General features: G+C 34.5%; 23 protein-coding genes and 1 tRNA gene. 3 read left to right on the top strand and 21 right to left on the bottom strand.

From position 1 onward, the window contains the following. Window positions 1–122: 122 nt before the first annotated feature. The 11 genes from JF75_RS02275 to JF75_RS02225 form a co-directional block, all read right to left on the bottom strand. On the bottom strand, window positions 123–851 hold the full coding sequence (locus tag JF75_RS02275; RefSeq protein ID WP_046332911.1) for a glycerophosphodiester phosphodiesterase family protein: 729 nt from the start codon (window positions 849–851) through the stop codon (window positions 123–125). 175 nt (window positions 852–1026) lie between these two features. Beyond that, window positions 1027–1098 (bottom strand) — tRNA-Gln (locus JF75_RS02270). An 89-nt stretch (window positions 1099–1187) separates the two neighbouring features. After that, the gene (locus tag JF75_RS02265) at window positions 1188–1703 is read right to left on the bottom strand and encodes a GNAT family N-acetyltransferase (RefSeq protein WP_046331676.1); all 516 of its coding nucleotides are present in this window, start codon (window positions 1701–1703) and stop codon (window positions 1188–1190) included. 80 nt (window positions 1704–1783) lie between these two features. Further along, window positions 1784–2842, bottom strand: coding sequence for an SEC10/PgrA surface exclusion domain-containing protein (locus JF75_RS02260; RefSeq protein WP_046331675.1), 1059 nt, complete (start codon window positions 2840–2842; stop codon window positions 1784–1786). Between the two features lie 329 nt (window positions 2843–3171). Then, window positions 3172–3876, bottom strand: a complete 705-nt coding sequence (locus tag JF75_RS02255; protein ID WP_052726856.1) for a GntR family transcriptional regulator — start codon at window positions 3874–3876, stop codon at window positions 3172–3174. A 234-nt stretch (window positions 3877–4110) separates the two neighbouring features. After that, on the bottom strand, window positions 4111–5088 hold the full coding sequence (locus JF75_RS02250; protein WP_046331674.1) for an SIS domain-containing protein: 978 nt from the start codon (window positions 5086–5088) through the stop codon (window positions 4111–4113). A 42-nt stretch (window positions 5089–5130) separates the two neighbouring features. Further along, window positions 5131–5967: a PTS system mannose/fructose/sorbose family transporter subunit IID gene (locus JF75_RS02245; protein WP_046331673.1), complete on the bottom strand. Its 837-nt coding sequence runs from the start codon at window positions 5965–5967 to the stop codon at window positions 5131–5133. A gap of 11 nt (window positions 5968–5978) precedes the next feature. Continuing rightward, on the bottom strand, window positions 5979–6773 hold the full coding sequence (locus JF75_RS02240; protein WP_046331672.1) for a PTS mannose/fructose/sorbose/N-acetylgalactosamine transporter subunit IIC: 795 nt from the start codon (window positions 6771–6773) through the stop codon (window positions 5979–5981). Window positions 6774–6788: 15 nt separating this feature from the next. Further along, window positions 6789–7259 carry a PTS sugar transporter subunit IIB gene (locus tag JF75_RS02235; protein ID WP_046331671.1) on the bottom strand — a complete coding sequence of 157 codons (471 nt, stop codon included), beginning with the start codon at window positions 7257–7259 and terminating at the stop codon, window positions 6789–6791. After that, window positions 7256–7678, bottom strand: coding sequence for a PTS sugar transporter subunit IIA (locus JF75_RS02230; protein ID WP_046331670.1), 423 nt, complete (start codon window positions 7676–7678; stop codon window positions 7256–7258). Before JF75_RS02230 ends, JF75_RS02235 begins: the two co-directional genes overlap by 4 nt. 208 nt (window positions 7679–7886) lie before the next feature. After that, window positions 7887–8882 carry a sugar isomerase gene (locus tag JF75_RS02225; protein WP_046331669.1) on the bottom strand — a complete coding sequence of 332 codons (996 nt, stop codon included), beginning with the start codon at window positions 8880–8882 and terminating at the stop codon, window positions 7887–7889. 183 nt (window positions 8883–9065) lie between these two features. Between JF75_RS02225 and JF75_RS02220 the strand changes: the two genes are divergently transcribed. Next, a complete protein-coding gene (locus JF75_RS02220) occupies window positions 9066–9788 on the top strand; it encodes a GntR family transcriptional regulator (RefSeq protein WP_046331668.1) in 723 nt (240 codons plus the stop codon). A gap of 83 nt (window positions 9789–9871) precedes the next feature. Here the strand turns inward: JF75_RS02220 and apf are convergent, their stop codons facing one another. The 3 genes from apf to pfkB form a co-directional block, all read right to left on the bottom strand. Continuing rightward, window positions 9872–10585, bottom strand: coding sequence for an aggregation-promoting factor (gene apf, locus JF75_RS02215; protein WP_046331667.1), 714 nt, complete (start codon window positions 10583–10585; stop codon window positions 9872–9874). A 688-nt stretch (window positions 10586–11273) separates the two neighbouring features. Then, on the bottom strand, window positions 11274–13193 hold the full coding sequence (locus tag JF75_RS02210) for a fructose-specific PTS transporter subunit EIIC (RefSeq protein ID WP_046331666.1): 1920 nt from the start codon (window positions 13191–13193) through the stop codon (window positions 11274–11276). Window position 13194: 1 nt separating this feature from the next. After that, window positions 13195–14124: a 1-phosphofructokinase gene (gene pfkB / locus JF75_RS02205; protein ID WP_046332909.1), complete on the bottom strand. Its 930-nt coding sequence runs from the start codon at window positions 14122–14124 to the stop codon at window positions 13195–13197. A gap of 119 nt (window positions 14125–14243) precedes the next feature. On the opposite strand from pfkB, the gene JF75_RS02200 reads away from it, so the two are divergent. Beyond that, on the top strand, window positions 14244–15005 hold the full coding sequence (locus JF75_RS02200) for a MurR/RpiR family transcriptional regulator (protein ID WP_045927632.1): 762 nt from the start codon (window positions 14244–14246) through the stop codon (window positions 15003–15005). Window positions 15006–15171: 166 nt separating this feature from the next. Here the strand turns inward: JF75_RS02200 and JF75_RS02195 are convergent, their stop codons facing one another. Beyond that, window positions 15172–16167 carry a tagatose 1,6-diphosphate aldolase gene (locus JF75_RS02195; RefSeq protein WP_046331665.1) on the bottom strand — a complete coding sequence of 332 codons (996 nt, stop codon included), beginning with the start codon at window positions 16165–16167 and terminating at the stop codon, window positions 15172–15174. 134 nt (window positions 16168–16301) lie between these two features. Beyond that, window positions 16302–19154, bottom strand: a complete 2853-nt coding sequence (locus tag JF75_RS02190) for a TIM-barrel domain-containing protein (RefSeq protein WP_052726855.1) — start codon at window positions 19152–19154, stop codon at window positions 16302–16304. 201 nt (window positions 19155–19355) lie between these two features. Here JF75_RS02190 and JF75_RS02185 point away from each other — a divergent pair, with 201 nt between their 5' ends. Next, window positions 19356–21374, top strand: a complete 2019-nt coding sequence (locus JF75_RS02185; protein WP_046331664.1) for a hypothetical protein — start codon at window positions 19356–19358, stop codon at window positions 21372–21374. Between the two features lie 123 nt (window positions 21375–21497). Here JF75_RS02185 and JF75_RS02180 read toward each other — a convergent pair whose 3' ends face one another. From JF75_RS02180 to JF75_RS02155, 5 genes are all read right to left on the bottom strand, one after another. Further along, window positions 21498–22559 (bottom strand): PTS fructose transporter subunit IIC, encoded by a 1062-nt coding sequence (locus tag JF75_RS02180; RefSeq protein WP_046331663.1) that lies wholly within the window; start codon window positions 22557–22559, stop codon window positions 21498–21500. 23 nt (window positions 22560–22582) lie between these two features. Further along, window positions 22583–22909, bottom strand: coding sequence for a PTS fructose transporter subunit IIB (locus JF75_RS02175; RefSeq protein WP_046331662.1), 327 nt, complete (start codon window positions 22907–22909; stop codon window positions 22583–22585). A gap of 2 nt (window positions 22910–22911) precedes the next feature. Continuing rightward, the gene (locus JF75_RS02170) at window positions 22912–23379 is read right to left on the bottom strand and encodes a PTS sugar transporter subunit IIA (RefSeq protein ID WP_052726854.1); all 468 of its coding nucleotides are present in this window, start codon (window positions 23377–23379) and stop codon (window positions 22912–22914) included. A gap of 296 nt (window positions 23380–23675) precedes the next feature. Continuing rightward, entirely contained in the window at window positions 23676–24566 is an 891-nt protein-coding gene (locus tag JF75_RS02160; RefSeq protein WP_046331660.1) for an NADP-dependent phosphogluconate dehydrogenase, read from the bottom strand. Between the two features lie 13 nt (window positions 24567–24579). After that, the gene (locus JF75_RS02155) at window positions 24580–26502 is read right to left on the bottom strand and encodes a BglG family transcription antiterminator (protein WP_046331659.1); all 1923 of its coding nucleotides are present in this window, start codon (window positions 26500–26502) and stop codon (window positions 24580–24582) included. Window positions 26503–26599 lie beyond the last annotated feature (97 nt).

Raw genomic sequence — 26599 nt, 5'->3', positions numbered from 1 at the left:
CTTTAATAAAATTATTTTTCTACAATATTTTTCTAATTATTAATTAATTTTATATATAAAAACACCTTTAGACTGTATCAGTTAAAGGTGTTTCAACTTCGATAATTTTTATTTAGGGCAGCTTATCCTTGAATTTGATCACGCAACTTAATCATCATGGGATAGTTATTAGTAAAAATGCCTGCAACATGTTTTTGAAAATATTGTTTAGCAATTTGCGGGTCATCAACTGTCCAAATACGCTCTGTAACTGCTTCCTCTCCCGGTAATAGCTTGCCTGGGTGAATGCCAGCAAAGTGGTTATCTTTAACCAATTTAGCTGAATTAACTACTTCTTCATCAGTCAGGTAACAATAAATCTGGTTCGGATCAATTTCCTGGCAGTTCTTTAAGGTAACATAATCAAAAGATGAGTAGATAATGGGATAAACGAAATGATAAAGCTGAGCCAGGCTTAATACAGTATTTTCGATACCAGGGTAATGAATCACTCCAGTTTTGAATTCCAAGTTTATTTGAATATTTTTATTTTCCAGTAGTTCAAATAATTCTTGCAGCGTCGGAACCGACTCACCATTTGATAAGTGCAGTCGCCTTAATTTATTAAGAGTAAAGTCCTTAATATATCCGGTGCCATCAGTTGTCCGGTCAACTTTTTCATCGTGCATTACTACTGGTATGCCGTCTTTAGTTAAATGAACGTCAAATTCAATCCCCTCTGCCCCATTTTGAACAGCATTGCGGAAGCCTTCCATTGAATTTTCTGCAAACTTGACGGGATATCCTCTATGACCAAATACTATTGTTTTATTTTTGCCATTATTCATATTTTTGTGTTGGTTAAACCTCATAAAAAAAGAAAACATTACAACCAAACATAGAGGATATAATAAACCCTTTTCCCTAATTTTTAAATAGTAAAATACCAAAAAAACAAAAATATTTTTGGTATAATTTTCCTGCAAAAAAAGAAACAGCTCCTATTACAGAACTGTCTCTTTTCGGGTTGGGTGTTCGTAAGAACAATTGGGTTAGCTGGATTCGAACCAGCGCATACTAGTACCAAAAACTAGTGCCTTACCACTTGGCTATAACCCAATACCATTTGAGCTTTTACTTGTTTGCTCAACATTTAATAGTATAGGAAATTGTGCCCTGCAAGTCAAGAGAAAACAGCTTTTTTCTTGCTATAAATTAAGCTCATAGGCATTTCTAGCGCCATTTTCAGTTTGATCAACCTGAACAACTCCCCGAAACTCAAAGCCTAAACTTTTAATCAAACCCTGCATGCGCTTATTGACCCCATGTGTATCAATACGGAAATTATGAATGCCGAGCATCAACCCACGCGATATCAAGTTTGACATCATAAATTGACTCAGGTGCTGTCCACGAAATTCTGTGCTAATTGCTATCCTATGAATAGTGGCATATTGTTCATCATTATTTTTCCAAGCACCATCTATTTCAGCATAATTAGGATCAGGCGTAGTTAGTAAAACGGCAACACCGGCAATTTCTTTATTAGCCACAAGACAGTATGCGCGCTTTAAAGTTATATCTTCTGCAAGCATTTTGCGGTTAGGAGAGCCATTTTGCCATTGAGGATTACCGTCTTTTTTCAGCAATTCTTTTGCTTCATCAATGATTTTCATAATTTGGTCCAAATCTTCTTTTTCAGCCAAACGAATATAAATTAACATTTTATTTTCCTCTGTACTTTCACAAATGTATTTTAAAAGTAATTATACAATAAAAGCAGCCTTTCAAATAGGCTGCTTTTTTATGGCTGAAAACCGCTATTATACTTTTTACTTTTAACTACATACGTAGGAACGCTAATAAAATGCATGGAACAAATATTATCATTATGCGAAATACTAAATCCATAATAATTATAATCACCATCATGAAGCGAGCCTTGGATGTTAAACAAGTCCCCAGCATGTTCCCATTCTTGATAATAAGTTCGGTCAGATCTCTCTTCTTCACCGCTGCCAACGTAGCCAAAAATCATTTGTTTTAAACCAAAATAAACACTTTTCTTTAATTCCGTCATAGACATTGTGGGGCTAATATTATAAAAGCCGGCCATATCTTCAACAAAATTATCGTCAAGGTTAAGTCCATTAGCATGACAAGCGCGAATAATACCGGGAACATAATGACTGTCCTTAATTGTTTTATTATTTTTAGTATATTCCAAGGCAATATCGGCCGCTAATTTTCTAGTTCCATTACTTTCAACCCAGGGAGCTAAATTTAAATTGCTCCTCGCCTCATTGATAAGACGAAGAGAAAAAGCAGTTAAATCTGCGATTTGTTTCGGAGTAAGCTGATTTAAATCAACCTGAGTGGCATCATCAGCTTTACTTTCAGATACCTTGAGACGGCTAAAATCATTAGTTTTCATCCCTTGCATTGAGGCATTGATAAAATTCTTGCTGGGTTTACCTTGATAAGCTAGTAACAATTCAGTTTTAGTATAACCTTTGGGCAATTTCATTTTTGCCTGAGTATATACTCTCTTAGTACTCTTTTTAACGACTTTAACATCTTTAGCTAAAATCCAATGCGAATTATTGCCGATTTTATAGGCCGCCCTTTTTTTCTTGCCAATTTTTTTCTTGGCACTATAGGGGTATTTATACTTAGACACTGCATAAAAATTAGAATGTTTTCCAGAAATTTTATACAGGCGAACTTTTTTCTTCTTTTTTACTTTAACATAGCCCTTGACAGTGGCTGCTGTTACTTGTTCAGCTTCACCTATAGTTATTCCTGGAATAGTGATTAAAAAAATAATATTAACTACGGCAATAGCAAATTTGCTTTTCTTCATATTCTTCCTCGAGAGTTATTCTAAATTGGCTCTTTGTGGTACAAATTTAATTCTAAACTTATTATGAGAGATTGCCAATTAAATTCTTTTTTCAATTAAGAAACAGTTTGTAATATTTTTAGCTTATTTTAAATAATATAGGTGATGAATATGGCCGAATGCCAGTCATCATGGTATTTAAAGATTAATCATTTTTACTATTACCAAGCTTAATGGCAATCGTGACAAACACAAGCCTTTGAAAGAAATTTCTTCAAATTAAAGCTTTTCCAGAAATTTTTTGATTAATATCGTTGTTAACAAGTTTTTAAAAAATGATCGCTTTTATTTTACACGTGAAATTCATACCTCTCGGAAATAATGTACTGTTTTCCTGTATGTACAATGTTCTTATTTTCATCTTCAACACTTACTTGTAACAATAATAAAGGAAAACCAACAGATTTCTGCAAAACCCTGGCTTCACTAAGACTCGCTAAGGCAATACTGATAACCATGTCCCGCGACTTTAGTTCTTTTATATGATATTGATTGTGTAAAACTTGATATAAAGATTTGCTTAAATCAACCTTTTCCAGTCCAGTAAAGCGAGGTAAAGGAAAATAATTGCATTCAAGCATCACAGGCTCATCATCAACTAAATGTACCCGTTCAATATAAAGAGCTGTTTTTGTTTTTAATACTGTTTTTATCTTGCCAGGTGTTTCTACTTTTTTTACCTTAATTACTTGTGCACTAGCTTTAAAACCCTCGTTAACAGCTGTTTGTGAAAAGCTTTCAGCTGAAGGAGAACTAATTATTCTTTTTACTTTATGTGGCTTACGGACAAATGTCCCCACACCATGAATCTTCTCAATTAAGCCGTCTTCAGCTAATCCTGAAATAGCTTTCCTTAAAGTTACACGGCTAACGTTAAACTGTTTACTTAATTCAAATTCGTTCGGTAATTTACTATTTGTTGGATATTCGCCTGTAATAATTTTTTGCCTGATTTTTTCCATTACCTGAAAATATAAAGAACCTATTGCTACCAAATATCATCACTTCCCTAATATTAACTTTATCCATGTATCATCTATTGTCTAATAAATGATTATGTGCTTGAGCTAATTTTGATCTATATTGACAAAGAATAGTATAAAACAAAATTGGATTAAAGTATTCCAAAACAATAAGTATTCCAAAAGAGAAGCCACTACAAAACTGGCAACTAACATAAAGGGATTCTATTTTCATAGAATCCCTCTAAAAATACTTTTTTTATTATATTAATAAGTAAGTTTCCACATATAACGACGCTTAGTTAATGGGTGTTTTCTCGCCTTAGCTAATTCTTCTGCATAAACACGCATCACTCCAGTATGAATAAGTGGATTAAAGTAATCAATTACATTTTCACCTGCAACTTCATTAAGGCCATAGTCCTTAGCGTCAATATTTGTTACCTGTGCGTCAAATCTTTGTAAGAATGTTAAAGCACGTGCATCAAGATGACGCGTACTGCCGTCATTCATGAACAATAAGTATGGTGCATCCTTTTCGGTAAGTTCAAATGGACCATGGAAATATTCACCGGAATGAACTGTTGGAGCAGCAATCCACTGCATTTCCATAAACAAGAATGATGCAGTTGAATAAGCAACACCAAGTGATGCACCACTGCTGAGAACAAAAATTTTCTTTTCGTCCTTGTATTTTTCACCAAATTCTTTTGCTGAAGGACCAACAGATTTCACTGCATTTTCAATCAAATCAGGCATGCCCTGGAATGCTGCAACAGCTTCATCATAAAACTGATAACCTTCAAACTGTTTAACAATTTCAATAGCAAATGCTAAACAATAAGACATTTTTTCTGTTTTAGCAGCATAATTTTCGTGGAAACCATGAATAACTTTATATTCTGTTTCCTTAATAATAGGTGAATCATCTGCCATTGATAAAGTAATCAGGTGAGTACCTAATTCTCTAGCTTTTTTAGTTGCAGCCACTGATTCTGGAGTTGTACCTCCAAGAGAAGCTGTTATTACAATAGTGTGTTCTCCCACCCCTTTTGGTGTATCATAGTTAAATTCATTTGCAGTGTGAATTGAAGAAAGCAGTTTGGTACTTTCATGCGAAACAAAGTAATAACCTGGATATAAGTCGGCCATTGAAGCACCACAACCTACAAACATTACACGATCAATTTCAGGCTGTTTTTCCTTAATATCACTTACAATAGACTTAACTTTTTCAAAATCCATAATTTATATAATCTCCTTATTATTATAAAAAATTACTAACAACTAATTAAAAATACCTAATACGCTGAGCAGGATACCACCGAAAATACAGATAACCATAATCCAAGCAGTATTGACCTTCTTTTTGATTAAGTAAAACATACCCAACGTGAAGGCTAGTGACAACATTTGTGGAAAAATCGAATCTAAAGTTTTTTGTAAAACAAAAGTTTTACCAAATTTTATTGGAGTTGTTATCCCTATCATAGTTGCCACCATTGCACCAATGACCATTAGACCTATTACATTCATCAAAGACATGATTCTGTTAATAGTACCGTTACTAATGAGACGCTGGATATTCTTTTTACCTTGGAGATAACCCCATTTGCCGCCCCAATAAGTAACAATAACTGAAGGGATGATGGAAATAATCATTGCCAAAATCGGTCCAAATATGTTTCCTTGCTGAGCCATATTGATTCCCAAACCAAAGGCAATAATTTTAACCGTTCCCTGGAAGAAGGAATCACCAATACCTGATAAAGGACCCATTAATGAAGTTTTCACCCCATTAATTGAATCAGGATCGAATGTGTCTGGATTGGCTGCATATTCCTCTTCCATTGCTGAAGATAGCCCTAAAACAAAAGAAGTCAATTGTGGTGTACAGTTAAAGAATGCCATATGACGATGGTATGCCTCTTTTTTCTTTTGAAGCTTTTCAGGTGTATCAGGCTTCTCTCCATAAATCTCATCTATCGTTGGCGCCATACCATACATGAAACCCATGTTCATTTGGCTTTCATAATTCCACGATGTCTGAATAGCCCATGACCTCCAGAAGAATTGCCAAAACTTATGACGTAAACGTTTATCTGTATGTTTTTGTTCGGTCATAATTTATCCTCCTATAATTCTTCCAAATCATCTAAATCATCGCTACTACTGGTCTTAGGAGCAGCGTTATTGTTTCCGTTATTAGGCATAAACTTGTTGAGTATAATAGCGAAAATAACTGCAAAGATAGCTACACTGATAACGGTCATTTTGCCATATGCTGCAATGAAGAAACCTAAGAATAAGTAAACTGCATTTTTCTTATCAATCATAGTAGACATTAGAAGAGCGAATCCGTAAGCAGGTAAAATCTTACTTGCTAAAGTCAAACCGTTTGTTAACCAATCCGGAATCATTTTGACGAAACTGGTTACAACATTTGTACCTAAAAAGATTGCAAGAAAAACTGGAACAAAATATAACAAACCATAAATAATTGGTCCATAAACTATGTGATAACTTCGTGCTTTTCTGAATTTGCCTGCATCTATTGCATTCTCAACCAATTGGTTAAAGGATGAAAACAACATTCTAATCACTATAGCTACTAGCTGGCCTAACACTGCTACTGGCAAAGCCACAGTTAACGCTGCTTGTGCACTGGTATGTGACAAAATAGCAAAAGCTGAAGCTACAACTGAGCCTAAGACCATATCTGGTGGAACGGCGGCACCTACTTGAACTATTCCCATTGAAACTAATTCAAGCGTAGCACCAACTAATAATCCTTTCGAGACATCTCCCAAAACCAAGCCAACGAGTGTACTCACGATTAATGGCTGCTCGAAGTTTTCACGACCCAGCAATCTCGAGTCGAACATGGCGAAAACGCCAACCAAGCCGACAACAAAAGCTTTCCAAAACATTTTTTACCCCCTTTTTTAAATCATATTATTTAGAAACTCCTTGTTAGCTGAAGGAACTTGTTGCATGGAGATCTTAATTCCTCGATCGCACATTTTCTTAGTAAGTTTAACTTCATCAGGAGTTAAATATATAGCATTGCTAAAACGTTTAGCATCAGGCTTAGAAGGAACTAAGCCATAGTTAATTTCTTCTACTGGACCATACGCATCAATAAACTTGCTTAGTTCAGTTACATTTTCAAAAAGCAACATAATATTGTCTTTTAAAGCCTTAATTTGATCGATTTTACTAATTGCTTTATCTACGCTGAAAACGTTTAGTCTCACGTCTTCTGGTTTAGCCAGTTTCAACGACATTTTCTTAAAATCATCATTTGCTGTAGCTGTATCAATTACAATTACTCTTTCGATATTTGCAAATTTAGTCCATGAAAAAATGACTTGTCCGTGCAATAATCGGTGATCAACCCTAATTACTTTTATCATAATAAATCTCCTTCATCGTCATCTTCAGTCATCAACTTATTTATCGACAAAACTCCCTTCTGTCCTTGGTTAATAGCTTCCTCTATATCTTCTTGGGTTAGGACGGAATTCGCAGTAGTAACCAAAGTTATAACCAAAGGCAAATTCATACCTGTCAGCACCGTTAACTTTTGGTGATTCTTTAATAGCTGGGTCATTTCATTATTAACTGAACCTCCCAAAACGTCAGTAATGACTACAGTATTTTCATCACTAGTGTTATCTATAGAATTCTTGATTTTACCGATAAAACTATCATCACTCGTGCCATTTTTATAGGCTTCATATGCCTCGAGATTTTTCTGTTTACCAGTGATCATCTCAACTGTATCTTTCATTCCTTCAGCAAGCTTGCCATGGCTAACTAAAATTATTTTCACTAAACTTCACCCCTAATCCAAAATCAACCATAGTTAGTACATTAGTAAGATGTATTAACATGTATATTTAGTATAATAATATATTAAGATAATAATGTAAAGGATTTCTTTAAAAATAATTAAATTTATTTTATTAATTATAATTTTAAAGCGCTTTTATTGAGCCTTAAATTAAAAAAGTAAAGTGCATTACCTTTTTAACAACATTTTATTTATAGTCCTCTTTCCACATATACCTGCGAGTTTCATAACTTTCGTGAGTAGTATAAGAAAGTTCTCTCATATAAACATTATTTAAAATTGATGAAAAAATTGGGTGATTAAAATACGGTGAAACTGCGGGCTCGATATCATCTAGCCCAATTTCTTTACCGTCTAGTACATACAATTTTTTACCACCAAATCTTTGTTCAAATTTCAGTGCACGTTCATCTTCTGGTCTGGTTTTACCCGTCGCTAATAGTTGAAAAATTGACTTATTCTTATCCGTAACTTCAAATGGACCATTAAAGTATTCATAACTATGAATAGTTGGTGAATTTAATTGGAGCATTTCTTCTAAATTGCAAATTGAGAAAACATAAGCTGCGCCATATGCTGGACCGCTACCAATAACATAAATTGTTTTTTGATCTTTATTTTGTTCAGCCCATTCTTTTGCCAAAGGTATAGTATATTCAACGGCTTTGCGATAGATATGATCAAGCAAATCAAAAGTCTTCATGGCTATTTCAAAATTTTTGTAGCCTTCAACTTGTTCCAGCAAATTCATCGCTATGCATATTCCAATACTGCCATTTACACGTTCAAGTCTGCTTTCATCTAGAGCCAAACTTTCATATTTTATCTTAAAATCACAAATCTGTACGAGTTCAGATTCATCGACATACAGAGCAATTGTTGTAGCGTTATGATTTTTAGCAACCTTAGCCGAATCAATAGTTTCACTAGTTCCTCTCATAGAACATAAAACTACTAAAGTATTTTGGTCTATGCTTTTTGGCGGAGCATAAATAAATTCTCCACTGGTATACATATTTGAAAATATTGTTTTTGACTCCTGATGCATAAAATAGTTCGCGCCATAAAAGCCACCAAAAGAACCTCCAGCACCAACCCAAATTACCTGCTTAATACCTCCACCAGATTTCATTTTTTTTACAGCTTTTTGAACAACTTGTTTAGCTTCTTCTTGTATCTTCATCTTTTTCTCCTGTATTAAATATAGATACATGTATCTTCAATTTAAAATTATAAAGCGCTTTATTTATAAAGTAAAGCACGTATTTAAAATACAAGTATCTTTTTATTATTAAAAAAGATACTTGTGCCTAATTAATCAGCTTTTGTTATAATACAATTAATAGTTACTCAGGAAAGAAAAAACATGTTGAAAAAGTCTAAAAATCATATGCCACTATATCTTAGTTTGGCAAATATTATAAAAAACAAAATCACGGAAAATAAATATCAAATAGGTAAAAAGATACCTTCCGAAATGGAGTTGCAAAAAGAATACTGTGTTAGTCGCACAACTGTTCGCAAAGCTCTTAAAATTTTAAGCGAGGAAAATTATTTAATTAAGCTTCCTGGTAAAGGAACTTTTGTTTCTGACAAAAGTAATGAAATTCAAACTCAAAATCAAAAATTTTCAAGTTTAACAGACAGTGCAGCCAAGAGTGGTAAAAAAATTTCTAACCGTTTAATTAGTATCAAAAGCGTTGCAGGTAATGATGAACAGCATACATTCCTGCAAACTACTAATGAGCAGCAAATTATAGAAATTAAGCGTTTAAGATATATTGATGACATCCCATTTTGCCTTGAATGGATTTGGCTTGCTCCAAAATTTAATGCTATTAAAGCTGAAGATCTTAATATGCCCTTGTATCAAATATTACAAAAGAAGTTTCATATTAATCCTGGTAAAGGTAAAAAAACTTTTAAAATTGCGTTTGCAAATAGAGAAGAATCTTTTTTGCTTAATGTTGACGAAAAGACTCCGTTAATGCAAATTAAAGACTTAGTTTATGACGATCACAATCTTCCTTTACATATTACACAAGAAATAATTCGCAGCGATAAATTTACATATGCGGTTAACCATTAATTTTTTAACTAAAAAAGCAGGCGCTAGTTTTTCGACTAGTGTCTGCTTACTTTTTAATATTCTGTTTTTAACTGACTAACTAATTAGTACCAACCATTAGCTTGCCAGAATTGTTTAGCTGCTGCCCATGAGCCGTAACGATTAGTAACGTAGTTGTTAGCAACACGTTCTTGGTTAGCAGCTGAGTAGTCTCCATTAAGATATGCGGCAGAAAGCTGATATTTACCAATGTACTGGCCATTTTGTGCACTGTATGAGCCACCAGATTCACGACTGGCAATCCACGCTTTTGCTCCAGCTTCTGAATCAGATGAAGCAGTTGTGTAATTAATATTAGTAGCTGCAGTATTGTTTGCAGAATTCGTAGTTTCTACATTATTAGTAGTTTCTACATTATTGGTATTAGAAACTGTACTGTTTTCTGTTTGGGTGCTAGTTGCAGCTGCAGTGTTTTGGGATTCATTTGCTGGATGATAGCCTTTATTAACGTATTTGGCCTTAACCCATTGGTTCTTGCCTAAGTCATACCACTTGTGGCCCTTTTTATCGTAAGCAGTTTTAATGACTTTCCAAGAAGAATTACTTGGTAAAATTTGCCCAGTAGCTTCAGGATGTTTATAACTGTTCCATACACGAATTGAATTGCCATCAACGTAGTTAACAGTTACAACTGCTGCATCATTGTCTACTGTAGCTGCTTGAACATCATTTGCTTTAACGCTGCTCATAACTGCAACTCCGGAAGCAGATAATGCTGCTACTGCTGCTGATTTAACTAAGATAGATTTTACCTTCAAAAAAATTCTCTCCTTAAATAAAAATCCATAATATGTTTCTCAAATTGAACATAGTAAACTACTATTCAATTTGATGCTATATATACTACAACGTTAAAGTTGCAGAACCATAACAGGAATATCACTCAACCTTTAAGAATTAGTTACCTAATTTAGTAAAAATGTCACAGTTGTAACACAACGTTAACTGTTATTTAATTTGACAAAATCCTATTATAACAGAGTTATACGGTTAATTGGCACTAGCAAGAACATGCGTTTGTATATTGCAACTTTAACAAAATAAAAGCTATTTTTGCAACACAAATGAAAAACATTGGCTAGCTTTGCATAATTTTTCCCTAAAGTGATATAGTTAATTTAATATTTAGTAGAAAGGAAATTACAGAATGAGTAAGTTTGAAGTTACATTAGATGAAAAAGATTTGCAAATGCTTGAAGATTGTCATTCAAAAAATCCTTCAATTATGAAGGCATTAAATGAAGCAAAAAAGGTTGAAGACTAGTTTTTAACCCAGGAAGCACTAATGTGCTTTTTTTTTTGCATTTTTATAATCAATTGTCTTCAAATAAATATAAAGCCTATCGATTATAAAATTATTCAAAATTGAAAAACACAGCAAAATAAGTCCCGTAAGTTAGACAACTTGCGGGACTCACTTTATTTAATCTAATATTTACTAGTCTATTAATTATTTTCAAACAAATTTTGAATTTCTGCAGGTGTATTGGCTGCTTTTAACTTAGCAATAAAATCTGCGTGAGTCAAAAGTTTGGCAGTATTTGATAGATACTGCAAATGAGCATTACTATCAACTTGTGGTATCAAAAAGGAAATAACTGTATCAATCTTTTTACCATCTAATGATTGCCAATCAATCGGCTGTTTGAGCTTCAAAACTATCATTGAAGACTTCGCAATTGCTACTGACTGGGCATGGGGAATTGCAAAACCATCTGTCATACCCGTAGAGCCCTCTTTTTCGCGCTTAACGTAACTATTGTAAACAGCTTCGCTGTCATTAGCCAAGTTATTTTTGACGGCAAAGTCTGCTAAATATTTAAGTGCTTCATCGCGACTAGCAACATCAACGCCAACTTTAATATTTTGTAAATCAAGAATATCACTTGGAGCAAAAGTTTCTTCTTTGCTTTCTGTTTGTTGATTAGATGTGTCGTCAACACTAGGTGCAATTGTAGAGTCAGTTGCAGTTGCTAAAGCATCTTTTTTTGCAAATCTACCAGCAATTAGAGCTAGTAATGCCCCCGAAATAACCGATCCAATTAGAATCCACAATACCCATAAGAATGGTTTATTAACTAATGGTAAAACAATAAAGCCACCGTGAGGAGCAGGTACGCTAATTTTCGTTATGTAAGTTAAAACTGACGCAACTGCAGAACCAACCATAAATGCCGGGATATTCCATAAGGGATGTTTAGCAGCAAATGGAATTGCACCTTCAGTAATATGAGTTGATCCTAGTAAAAAGTTGACATAGCCAGCAGCTCTTTCACTCTTTGAATATGCTTTGCGATTCATTAATACTGCAAAACCTGTTGCAAGTGGTGGGGCAATACAAGCAGCAGAAACACCAGCCATAAAGTAGTAGTTTCCTTGAGCCAGTAATACCGTACCTGTGACATAGGCAGCCTTATTAATAGGACCACCAAAGTCCGCTGCACACATGATGCCAACTATTATTCCTAACAATGCAGGATTAGTATTTTCAAAACCTCTAAGCCAGGACATTAAACCAACGTTCAGTGCTTTAATTGGAGTATTTAACAGGTACATAATTGATCCTGTGATTAAAACCCCGAGAACAGGCAAAAGAAAGATTGATTTCAAACCTCTAAATTTATCATCTGGCAGTGGTTGAAACAGCTTCTGTAAGCCTAAAACAACGATCGCAGCTAAATAGCCACCAACGATAGCTCCCAAAAAGCCGCCACCACCGTTGAAGGTGATAAAACCAGCAGCCAAGCCGACTACAAAACCCGTCCGTTGCGCCAAAGCTTCAGCAATATAAGCTCCTAAGACTGGAGCCATCAAGTTCATAGTAGTACTGCCAACAGTATTTAGCATCGCAGCAAATTGGTTGTATTCACTGCTTTTAGGATTAGCAGAATCAATTCCCCAGAAAAACGAGATGGCCATCAAAACTCCACCAGCAACGACAAATGGCAACATATGAGAGACGCCATTCATCAAAGAAGTATAAATTTTATTTCCTAGCTTTTGCTTTCCAACACTCTCATGAGTGGAATCTTTAGCTGCCTGTCCATCTTTATAAATTGGTGCCGCCAAAGCTTTTTTAATTAAAGCATCCGGCTCTTTAACACCTCTTGCTACCGGAACTACCACTAGACGTTTGCCTGCAAACCGATCCAGGCCAACATCAATATCGGAAGCAACAATTACGGCTTGCGCATCCGCAATTTCTGCACTTGTTAAATTATTTTCAATACCTGTTTGACCATGTGTTTCAATTTTAATGGTATAACCAAGCTTTTCTGCAGCTTTTTCCAATGCCTCTTCGGCCATAAATGTATGGGCAACACCAGTTGCACAACCAGTTGCACCAACTAAATCATATTTAGCCACTTCAATTCATCCTTTCCGTTACTGAAATTTGTGGTAATAAATTATTTAAAGAAAAATCTGTTAGTCCAGTGCGACTAGCTGTATCACTTCCTGCAGCTACAGCTACTTTGAGAGCCTCACTAATAGGTTTTTTCTTTTCCAAAAAGGCAATGAAGGTTCCCAGCATTGTATCCCCTGCACAAGCTGAATTAACTACTTGTATTTTCGGAGCATTAGCAAACAGGATATGCCGTTCATTAATAAAAGCTGCTCCAGCAGCACCTAGAGAAACTAAAACATTTTGGCAACCCAATTTAATTAATTTCTGAGCCAATTCGACCGTTTTTGCGGCAGTCATCTTCCCTTTATAATTGAAGAAAGCGGCTAATTCTGCATCGTTTGGTTTAAGTAAAAACGGCCGATATTTTAAAGTATCAATTACTTCCATATAACTGCTGTCAACTACAAATTTAGCCCCTTGCTTTTGAACTAGCTGAGCCAGTTGTACTAAAAAGTCCGGTTTGATGCCCCGAGAGAAACTGCCGGAAACAACTACCATATCATCCTTAGTTAGTGTATTTTTTAGATAATCCAAAAAGAGTTTTTGTTTTTCCAAGCTGACTACTGGTCCTGGGTTAACTTGTTTGTATTCTGTTTTTTCATCCAAAACATCGGTAAATACGTTAACCCTGGTAGGATCTTTTACCTTCAAAAAATTGGTTTGAATCCCCTTTTCTTTAAGACCGGAAATGACATAATCTAAGGTAAAGCCACCACCAATACCAGTAGCTACGCTATCAATACCTAATTTCTTTAAAATGAACGAAACATTGACCCCTTTACCATTGGGTTGCAATTCAAATTTTTCAGTTCTATTAACTACCTTTTGCTCCAGCTTTTTGGTTACAATTACCAAATCAATCGCTGGATTCAGCGTTATTGTATAAATCACAGATTTCTCCCCTTTTTTTGCCTTTTGCATTATTATAGAAGTTAAAAAGTGTAACGTTTTTCCAAATTGATAGCGTTTACTATAATTTGTAGGAAAATATTTACAAAAGGAGTGCTTAAATGCCAAATAAAGAACTTTCTTCAGCAGAATTACATCTCTGGAATATCGTAGAAAATAATCCCCAAAAGATTGCTAATATGTCGATAGTAAAACTAAGTCAATTTGCAAATGTCTCGACTGCGACAATTGTGCGCACTATGCAAAAAATGGGTTACAGTGGTTACACTTCTTACCGTGAAGCTTTGAAACTAAAAAGCAATTCAAATTCTACCTTTAGTGTGTTAAATGATGCTGACGATAAAATTAAAAGCGTGATTACTAAAAACGAAATTGAAATGAACAATACGCTGCATAACCTAAGTTACAGCACAATCGAAGACAGTATTTCGCTCACTAAACAAGCTAAAATCATTTTTATCTTTGCTCGCGGACTATCTGAATCAATTGCTCACGAAATGATGGTTAAATTACAATTAACCGGAAAATACTGTGAATTCCATTCGGACCCAAATATTATTAAGACGATTGCCTGTAAGATCAAGAAAGATTCATTAGCAATTTTTATCACTTTGAACGGTGAAACTGAGGAATTAGTCACTGCAGCTAAAGCTCTTAATAAAAACGAAGTGCCTATCTTGACCTTCACTACTAATTCATCTGGTAGTATTTTGCCCTTTTCCACTTTATCCTTTATCGGTTACAAATCTAAAACTAATTATTTTCCCGAGTACGAGGTCAGATCACGCTTGCCATTACAAATAATGACGCGTATTTTTAGTGATGCTTATTCAGTTAGAACTGATTTTTACAAGAGCAAATAAAAAGAGTCTGGGAAAAAACTCTAACTTAACTAAAAAGGCTGACAAATCACGTCAATAAAACGTTGATTTGTCAGTCTTTTTAAATTGTGAAATTTTTTAATTTAACTTCAAAGAGCACTTTTTTCCCACACACTTTTTTAACTTCTAATTATCAAAGCTGGTAAAATTAGTCAGCAACTTCTAACTTATCACGCCAAGACTTGGCACCTTTAAGTGCCTCATTTAAATTTTCAATATTTTCTCTGCCGTGAGTTGATAGCCACTTTCTACCGGCTGTTTCACTTTCAGCAGCAAATGGCTTGATAGCTGGTTTCCAAGTAGCACGGCCGCAAAGAACGCCGTTGAAGTCAGCACCCGCTTCTTCAGCCATTTTAATTTCAGCAATAAATTCTTCACTGGTTACACCAGCAGATAAGAAAATATAAGGCAAATCAGTTATCTCTGACTGCTTTTTAAGCAGATCCTTAGCTTCTTCTTGAGTGTAAACAACGTTGTTGTCCCCATTATAGCCTTCAACAAACTTGATATTAAATGGAATTTCCACTTTAAGTACAGTTACATCATATTCAGGCTTTGAAAATTCTTTCATTGTCTTCAAGACCTTATCAGCTTTAACTTTCGCAAATTCTTCGCTCTTAGCATCAGCAATATTGGCATCATAAGTCAGAACTTCCAAAAAGAATGGTAATTCGTTCGCTTTTGCTTCTGCACCAACTCTCTCAACGAAAGCTTGTTTTTTATCATTAATTTCTTGACCTTCGTCAGGATCATAGTAAACCAAAAACTTAATGGCATCTCCGCCTTCATTTTTAATTCTTAATCCAGACTGATTAGCAATTAAGTCAGGCATTCTGCCAGGTTCGGTGGTATCATAGCCGGTTTTTTCATAAGAAAGTAATAATCCACAATTTTTGTCTCTAACTTTAGTTGCCGGCAAACCATATTCCGGGTCAGTCAAAATTGATGAAGCGTAAGGAGTTAACTCACTGGAAACTGCTTTTTTAAAATCAACAATAGTTGTTTCATCAGCAGGTTTATTAGCAGCTTCTGCTAACATCTTTTTCAAAGAGCCACGTTGATCGATTGCCAAAGCACTGATTATACCATCAGTTGTTGACAAATTTGCCATATGTTTGGCAACTGCTGCAGAAATTGTTTTCATTATATATCTCCTTTAACATTTTCTTTAATCGCACAACTATTATTATATACTGATAAAGTTGCCTTTTAAAGAAAAGCAAGAGTTTTAGTAAACTTTTTCACAACTATCATTACATCGGAAAAACTTTACCATTCTTATTTAAGGCTATTTTTGTCCGCTTTCTTAGTTTGGCAACTAATTCTTGCTCCCCAAGAAGATGCCTTTAAGTTCTTAATCGCTCTGACTTTAAAAGTATGAGCTGTTTCAGATCTTAGGTTGCTGAGGGTAAAGCTTGCCTTTTTAATATTGGTATATAAGAGATTGTCAATTTTAAGTTGATAACTATCGCAATCAGCTACAGGTTGCCATGATACCGTGATGGAATCTGCAGTAGTTTTTTCATCATCTTGTACCAAATTAGTCGGAGCTATCAAAGAATCATCTTCTGCTGGCAAACTGTTAACCGGTGTTGCACTTGTATCGATGCCAGCAATTTTAACAGTTATTTCGTTTTGGCTAGTATTGGTCTGACCTAGTTTTATTCTCAAAAATGTTTGCTTTAAATCAGTGCTAAATTCTTTTAGATAAGGGTTAACCAAGTAATTTTGATCAAAGAAATAGCAATTTTCTTGGTTGCGGAATTCAGCTATACTATTTACTTCGGTCAAAGTAATTTCTTCGCTACCAACAAAAACTTTGATCGCTTCTGGTGCCTTTTTAGTTCTGATATCAATTTCTGTTACTTTTTCCGGATCAAAACCAGCATATGTACCTCTGGTTTTAGCAATTTGGATAGTCAGGTCATCGTCCAGCAAATGACTGCTTACTTTGGTTTGAGCATAATCGCCCTGCTGGTACTTAGCAGAAAAGCCATCATCCTCATAAACTGTAAAGCTGCTGTTTCCACTTGGATAAACTATAAATTGGCGTTGTTTTTTCAGATCAAGGTATTCCTTAGGTGTATTCGTCGCTGGTGCTACAGGAACGATTGCTCCTGCTTTAACAAATACAGGCAATTTCCATAATGGTGCATCAAAGTTATTAATTACTTGACCGCCACGATATTCTTGACCAGTAAAGTAATCAATCCAGACTTGATTTTTATCTGGTAAATATATTTCGTTTCTGATATCGTTACCCACTTCATCACTGGCAGTGTCTTGGTAAATCGGAGCAACCAAGAAGTTCTCTCCCCACAAATACTGGTATCTGACCAAATTAGTATAAAATTGAGGCACATCAGGATATTCCAAGAACATTGCACGCACCATAGGTTTACTGGTAAAGGTTGCTTGCGCTGCGATGCTATAAATATATGGCATCATCATTGATTTTTGTTTGAGGTAAGCGCGGTTAAGTTTATTTGTAATACCACCAAATACAAATGGGTTTTTAGGATTCTTGCCCCAGCCATCCATATTTAATTGAATTGGGGTGAAAGCTTTCCACTGATAATCTCTAGTGTTAATAATTGGCTTTTGACCTCCAAAAATGCCGTCCATGTCTGACGCCACATTAGGCTGCCCTGAAAGTCCTTCGCCGATATAAGTTGGTATTTGGAAGCGGATATATTCCCACTCACCACCTACTTCGTCTCCAGTCCAAACCGTACTGGTATTTTGAGTTCCTGCCCAGCCATCAACAGTAATAATAAATGGTCGCAGTTGGTCACCTTTAATTTTGGCAATCATCTTGGCAGTACTTTGAGTAGCATTTAAGCCGAACGAATAACCATGGCCAACCCATGCCTCATCAGTCTTAAGCGCAGTGACGCCGGCTACCAATTCTTTTTCAAAATCACGGTCATCTGGTTTAGGATTTTCAGGATCTACTGGAGCAAGATTTTGCTGGGTCCAAAGTCCTACTTGAACACCTTTGCTATTAGCATATTTAACAAACTCAGCTAAATTCTTAAGGTTGCCTGCCAATGTATCAGTTTGACCATATCCAGCTCCATAACCATCATTAGGCAAAAACCAGCCTAAAGGCATATCATTTTGCAAATATTGTTCTAGCATGGCTCTTGCACTAAATTGATAAGAAATACCACCGTGTTCGCCATTTAACGTTTCTCTGATTGACTTTGGTTTTAATTCTGCCGGTAAATCTTTTGGCTGATATTCACGATAATACTTGCCATCAGGATATTTGATAGCTCCTTTTTCATCAGATTTGACCTCAACCCAATAATCACGGTTATATGCATTTAGATGAGCTTCATAAAAGCCGAAAACTGGTGTCAGGGCAGGCCTGCCAGTTAGCTTATGATATGCATTAATTAATTCATATGCTGAGTCGGCAAAGAAATAAATGGCATCAAAACGATTTTCTTCATGAGCAGTCGTAATCTCGTTATTCAAATTGCTATTAAAGTCATAGTGTCCGGGCTTAAAAGTATTGCGAATTACACCGTAACCAGCAGTTGACCAGTAAAAAGGATTAGGTGAAGCTACACCTTGATCAACCCAGTTATTAGTATTAACAATTTCGATTTTTTCTCCTGCCAGGGTGAAACGACCGTTTTGGGTACCTCCACCAAAGTAGTTACAATTATGATCAACTAAAGTTTGAACAGTTGCTGAATTTGTCAGTTTAATTGGCCGTGCCTCTTTTAATACCGCCTTACCGTTTTTAGTAACGCTCATTGTAGCGTCATTTTTAACTAAATTGATTGCAATTGCACCCGTATCAATTTGCCAGCCGTTTTTGGTTACATGGAGACTGGCATCGTTCATCCCTTTAGCACTATAAATATCTGTCAAGAAAATTTGCGCATGCAATCCTTTTTCAGATTGTTCTGGTTCTTGAAATTTCTGGCTGGGATCAATATATAACCTGAATGTTTTTGAATCTAGTATATAGAGACGGCCAGTTAGTCCATGTGCATAATGAATTTCAAAATAACCAGTTTGTCTAGTTACTTCAGTGATATGTTGCAATTCTAAATTACTAGTTTCTGTTTTTTGATTTGAGTTAGTTGCTTTATTAATTGTTCTCTCCTCCTTCATATTAGAAGAACATTAATCTTTCTTAAAATATTTGATAAAGCTGATTATATGCTAAATTTGCGAAAGGATAAATAGCTAATAACGAAATTATTGTCCAACCACTTATTTGCTTTTCTTCCTAAATCTCAGGATAAGCAGTAACATATTATGCTAAAATTAAGACAAAATGAATAATGATTTTTACACAGGAGCAACTACAATATGACTTTTATTTACACTTTAAGATACATGCTTGATCCCAGAGCAAACACTCCAACTAAAGACGAAAAACTAATTGAATTTGTTAAAAAAGGCAAAATTGACGATATTGCTTTTTTTATAAATGGTGAAGAATTAAACCATAGCCACTTAACTAAAGCTGAGACTCAATTATGGTTAGATGCAATTAAGCCGTTACAAAAAAAGTTATCTGAGATAGGCGTAACAACTAGTTTAAATCCCTGGACGACCATTATGCATTCAGATCGAGGCTACCAAGTTAATCCTGAAATTGGCTTTAATACTTTTGTTGATCTTGATGGTAATAAAGCCAAGGATATGGCTTGTCCAGCGGATCCAACCTGGCGGAAATATTTAGCCAATACCTATGCACAATATGCCAGCATCCATCCCCGCAGATTATGGCTAGAAGATGATTTCCGCCATTACAATCATTCACCACTTAAATTAATGTGTTTTTGTGATTATCACATGCAACTTTATAATGAGAAATTAGGTAAAAAGGAAACACGCGCAGAATTTGTTAAAAAGATGTTGCAACCGGGGAAACCTACTAAAGAAAGACAAGTTTACCTTGATCAGGCTCGTCAAGAGATGATTGAAACTGAGCATATAATTGAGCAGGCTGTTCACAAGGTTAGTCCTGAGACAGATCTGGCACAAATGACTTCCTATCCTGATTGGCATGCTCTTGAAGGTCGTGATTGGGACAATTTATTTAAGGCCCAGGCTGGAAAAGGACATCCCAAGGTGGCTCGGCCTCATTTACCTGCTTATAATGAAGTTGCTCCATTACAATATGGCAGGTATTTCGAAGAATATACCCGCATTACCGCTGCATTTTTAGGAGAAGATGCCGAACTATACCCAGAATTAGAAAGCTATATGTACTCACCCTTAGTTAAATCAACTGCATTTACCGCATTTCAAATTATTACTTCTGCCCTAATCGGAAGTCAGGGAATTTTACTTAATTTATTTGACATGATGGGCAACGGTATCAATGATAGTTGGCACTATGCAGAAATGCTCGCTCAAATTAAACCGTTTGTTAACCAACTATTAGAAAATCGCCTGCCGATAGACCATCTGCGGGGCATTAAAGTTTTAGTTGATCAAGACTCTAGTTACTATTTGCAAACTAAAACTGGTAAGAATGTCGAGGAACTGTTACCTCACGAAAAGAATTGGGCCAGTCTTTTGGGAGCCTTTGGTTTTGCTACAACAATTCTGCCTATTAGTAAAAAAACTTCATTGAAAAATGAAGTAGTTGCTATTTCTGGCCAACTTTTACGCAACTTAACAAATGCACAAGTCACTGAATTAGTTAAAAACAATTTTGTGTTGCTTGATGGTGAAAGTGTCCAAGTTTTATTAGACCGAAAATTAGGCAATTTACTGCATATTGAAAAAGCCGAGTGGCACCCCGTTCGTTCAAATTATCAGGTTTTTGAACAGGCAGATGGACAGACAGTTGATGGTGTTGAAAGCCCGCGAATTACAATGTTGCAGCAAACCGGAAACTATTTGAAAATTGATTATCAACCGCAAAGTTCTGTAAAAGTGTGGTCATTTGCCTATAACGCAGTTGATGAAAAATTGGGTAACGTTATGGCTGTTATCGACCAGCATATTGTTGTCCTCCCGATGGAACAAGACTTGCGCTATGGTTGGGAATCGCAATTTACTACCTATAAACAAGGCTTGTTGCAGCAAATGCTTGATAGTATCAAACCAGTAGACTATTTAGTAGATATGCCTAATGTTAAACTGTTAGTTGAAAAGAATGGTCAAAAAGTTTGGCTAGCCAACTTTACTTTAGACGACTATCAACAAATAAAATGGCACTTAGGAGAACCATTAAAGAGTAATGAAGCTACAATTATTAGAAAGGTCAATAATACGGTCAAGAAAACTCAAGTTCAGATTCGTGTTGAAAATGACATTGCTTTTATTGATGAAGCTCTAGCACCATTAGAGACAATCCAAATACTGTTTTAGAATCTATGTAAAATTAGAAATCAACATTTATAGATACTGAAAAAAGAACTGTAATATAATAGTGTTTACAGTTCTTTTTCTCTTATTTTTTATATTTCAAATGAATTTATTACGCGTAGGTTATTAAATTTCAATATCAATATCCAAATTATCATCAATTGTCTCATCTTTTTCGTCTTGCTTAAGTTTTGGTTTAATAATTGAAAGAACTATGCCAATTATTAGAGCACCAATTAAGAGACCACCTAAATATAACAATGGTTTATTAGCTACAGGAATCGTAAATATACCCCCAGATAGTAAGGGGACAGTTACTCCCCATGACAACATTAAACCATCAGCTACACCGGAGCCGAGAACTACGGCAGGTACAACTCTTAATGGATCTTTAAAAGCAAATGGTAAAGCTCCTTCGGTAACTTGGCACATTGACATAATAATTGCAGCTACAGCATTTTGTCTATCTGCTTCATCATATTTTTTTCTGGCAAAAATTAAAACTGAAAGAGCTATTCCAAGAGGAGGACACATAGCTGCTACATTCTTACCCGCAGCAGGCCCCCAAATACCGGAAGCAGCAAAAGCTGTTACAACCGCAAAAGATATTTTATTAACTGGTCCACCCATATCAAAACCGGTCATGCCACCTAATAGAAATCCTAATAAAAACTTTGATCCAGTGTTCATACCTATAAAGAATTTCACAGCAGCATCCGTTAAAGCGGCTAGTGGTGGACCTACAACATAATCAATCATTAAAACTTCTAAAATGCCACCCACTAGTGGAATAACAACTAGAGGGACAATAGATTTGACGTTTTTTGGAAGTTTCAGATTAAAAAGCCACAATGCAACAATCCCAGCTAAAATGCCGGCAAATATTCCTCCAAGAAAGGAAGCATTTACTTGTGTAGACAACCATCCGCCCATTAGTCCTGGTGCGATGGCAGCTTTGCCAGCAATAGAATAACCAATCCCAGCAGCTAAAACAGCAATCATAATAGACATGCCACCGTTACCAGCTGTTAATAAATAATACCCTAAAGTGCCTTTAATTTCAGTATTGCCGATAATGCGACCAATTGCAGTACAAAATCCTGACATAATAATGACTGGTATCATAAAAGACAGACCACTAAGGAAATGCTTTTTAAGATTTTGTAACTTAAATATATTTTTATACATATTATTTTCCTCTAAAAACACTACTAATTAAGCTTTCCAGCTGCTTTTAACTTCTTTTCAACTGTTTTAAGTAAACTTTTCGGCTTTTGAATTGCCATATTCGTATCTACACTTATGACAGGTTTCCCCTTGAAGCGATCTTTATCAGCTATAGCCACATCTGCTGCAATAATTACAGCATCTGCATTTCTAATATTTTCTTCTGTCAATTTATTTTCTACTCCTCCACTTCCTTGAGTTTCGACAAAGCCATTCATTCCTAATTCTTTTGCAGCTTGAAGTAATTTTTCTCTAGCCATATAGGTATGAGCAATACCTATAGTACAAGATGTAACACCTACAAAATTCATATTTATTTCTCCTCATTTTCTTCTAAAATTTTCTTAAACCTATTTCTACTTGTTTCATTAAGCAATTTTGTTTGAACCTCTGGGTGCGTTAGGGCTGCTGAAAGATGAGAAAGCATTTTTAATTGTTGAACATTCCGATTAGTTGACGGTACAACCATCAAAAAGATTAAATGTATTGGTTTCTTATCCAAGCTTTCCCAAACTAAATCATTTTCTGTCCTTAAAACTGCTATAGTAGCAACCTTAGCTACTTCAGATTCGCCATGTGGAATTGCAATACCATTCTCCATTCCGGTTGGGCCTATAGTCTCTCTTCTTAATACATCTTCCAAAAAAATATTTTTATTAGTGATATAGCCATTCTCTTCAAGCAGATTGCATAAGTATCTAAGTGCTTCTTTCTTTGACTTTACGGTGGCATTCAGAACTACATTTCTTACGTCTATAATGCTATTATTTTTTACACTCAATTCAAATTACCTTTCTCAGATAAATAGTTAGTGGATTGTATAGAGAGTACCTGTAACCTGTTATTTTTACCAAGTTATTTTCATTATTTAGTATTACTATAAGCTTATGATTTTGCTTAGCATAAGCAAAGTAAAAAATCCCCAAACATATACAATCAATAATAGCAGCTAAAATGTTATTTGTTATGCAAAAAACTACACCTATCAAAATAAAAAGCAGTCTTAAATAACTGACACATGTATTCCATTCGTATGAATTCTTTTTTTTATCAAATTTGTACCAATAAAATATTTTATTATTTCTTTTCATTGTAGCCACCAATTTCTTTTCTTAACGAATTAATTACTCTGGCACTATATGTATCAGTAGTTTGCGTTCTTTGCCTCATAGTAAGAGTTACACCAAACATCGGAACAGGAACATTTAAATCAAAAGCTGACTTCATTGCTTCTATAGCAGCTGAACTTGAGTGTATAGTAGTATTTACATCGGAAAGCTTCGCATCATTTTTAAAAATTTCACTCATCAACTTCATTAGCCAACCTCTAATAACTGCTGATTTATTCCAAGCAGAGGCAACTTCTTCTAAATTGTAATTAAACGGGCTGGCATGAAGCAGCGAAAAGCCCTCACCTAATACTTCTAATTCTGAATGTAAAATTGCATTATGTATAATCTTTAGATAGTGACCGGAACCAGATTTTCCACAATAAAGTAAACCGTTAGTAGCTGAAATAGATTTCAATAGAGGTGCAATTTTTTTATATGCACTCTCACTCCCACCTACCATAAAATTTGCTCCGTGTAATGCACCATAAGTTCCACCTGAAGTACCAATATCTAAAAAAGGGATTCCTTTTTGCTTAAATTCATCAGCTCTTTTTATTGAATCATGGTAATCAGAATTTCCGCCATCAATTACAATATCGTCTTTAAATAAAATACTTTCTAATTTTTTTAAAGTATCATTTGTAATTTCTCCTGGTGGAAGCATTACCCAAATTACTTTTGCTTTTTTATCAGTGGCAATTAATTTAAGATCAGAAATAGTATTAATTCCTTTATTATTTGCATTACTTAATGCTTTTGAACTAATATCAAACCCAGTAATTTGATAATGATTTCTTTTCATATTCATTGCTAAGTTCAGGCCCATTTTCCCTAAGCCAATCATATAAATTTTCATAATTAACCTCTATCTATTTTAAAAATTGATAAATGCTTTTATAAGCTTCCTGTTTAGTCTTAGAAGACAACAATTTAACTCTTAATTCATCGGATGAAACCATTAGATTAAAGCCATGATATATATCGTCAAAAGGTAAAACATTAATATCCGCCTTTTTGTAAGACATTAAAAATATCAAATTAACTTTGCTCTTTCCCCACTTTATCTCATGCTTCGGTATGTAAATGGCAATATTGGTTTTTCTAACCGTACCAGGTTCAGGATGGGGTATTGCAATATTTAATTTAGCCAAAGCAGTAGATGCCATTTTTTCACGACTATTGATAGAACCAATAATTTCAGGATCAGCATATCCTAATTCAATTAATTTATTACCTAAATATTTAATTACATCTTTTTGTGAGCTTAGATTTCCAATAAAAATAGTTTCAGGAGATAATAGTTTTAAAAACTCTTTTTTAGTTTCCCTATCCTTCATTACGTGTACAGCTTGTTTAATTTCTTTAATTTCAACCGAAGTAATAATTGGATCAACTACGATTACACGAACCGAAACAAATTGTATTGGCACAGTACTAACTATAATATCTTCACTTATTGAATTACTTAATAATTCTTCTACTGAAACTACTCTTGTAATAACCGCATCATCTTTAATACACTTTCTAATATGTTGAACTATTATTCTTGCGGTACCTAACCCTGTGCTACAAACCACTACAATTTTTATTTTTTGATTTTTATATTTTTTCTGTTTTATTCGCTCGTCATATGCTTCGATGTGTATAGCTATATATGCAATTTCATCATTGTTAAACTTTAAGCCATAATTACTTGCTATCTTTGAAGCCAATTGAATTGCTTCATTTGTAGCAACAGGATACAAATAAAATATTTGATTTGTATAAGGATTAAAAATTTGTAGATTATTTTCCGCTCTATAAATTGCATCATCAAGATGAATTGTTAAATCTTCAATTAGTTGTTCATCCCAATTATCAAGATTATCTTTTAAAAAATTTGATAAATCATTGTCTTTACAAAAATAGTCTTTTGTGATCTGTCCCTGAATATTCTTCTTTACACCTATAATATGGATGTTCAAATATTTTTCTTCACTTGTTGGCACTTTAACATGAAAGGCATCTTCAATGTAACTACATAATAACTGCGTTTCCTTTAATATTATTTCATTCTTAATTGGTTCTTCTTTTAAATATTTTTTCTGTTTTATTCGCTCAATCATTATGCAAATATGTATAAAAAAAGATTGATATTGGAATTCCGTGAAAACTAGATTAGTAGAATTAGTTAATTTTAGTAGAATTTCTTGAACCATTCTGATCGTACTTTCTTCAACCAATTCTCTTAGTTCCATAGGAATACTAATTTTTCTTACATTGTTATCAAATGTTTCCATCCAATACTTATTAATTATTTTACTAGCCTGATTTCTCTTTTCTTTTTCATCACCTTTAATCTTTAGTCCCTTTCTAGTACCGATAATTTTTAAGGTGGGATCTAATTCTTTTTTTAACTCTTTTATATCCCTATCTAATGTGCTTCTGCTAACATAATATTTTTCACATATACTCTCCAGCTTTATACCATCATCATTATCTAAAAGAAGAGAAAGTAAAATTAAATTTTGTCTATTATTAGTACTCAAAGTTATTTCATTACTTGTTTGAAATACTCTATAAATTTGATTAATATCACCTTCAAAATATATACCTACATTTCGTTTACGAACTAACTTCATATCTGTATTCTGTAATCTTTTACTTATAATATTTAAATATTTTACGACCTCTTTTCTCGAAACTTGTAAAAATGACATTATCTCAGGATAGTGTACCTGTTGCCTAGTAGCTATGAAACTTACCAATTTCTTGATTTTTTGGTTTACAACTTTATTATTTTCTTGCAACATTGATCACCTCACTAAGTAATTTTATCTTATAATGAAACCGCTTACTAAAAAACACCAAAAAAGATACTTAGATTAGTTTCGCTTTTTAAAAATATTG

This window comes from Lactobacillus kimbladii (genome assembly GCF_000970755.1).
Lineage (GTDB): Bacteria > Bacillota > Bacilli > Lactobacillales > Lactobacillaceae > Lactobacillus > Lactobacillus kimbladii.
The sequence above is the reverse complement of the archived record's forward strand: the minus strand, read 5'-3'. Positions and strand labels throughout refer to the sequence as shown.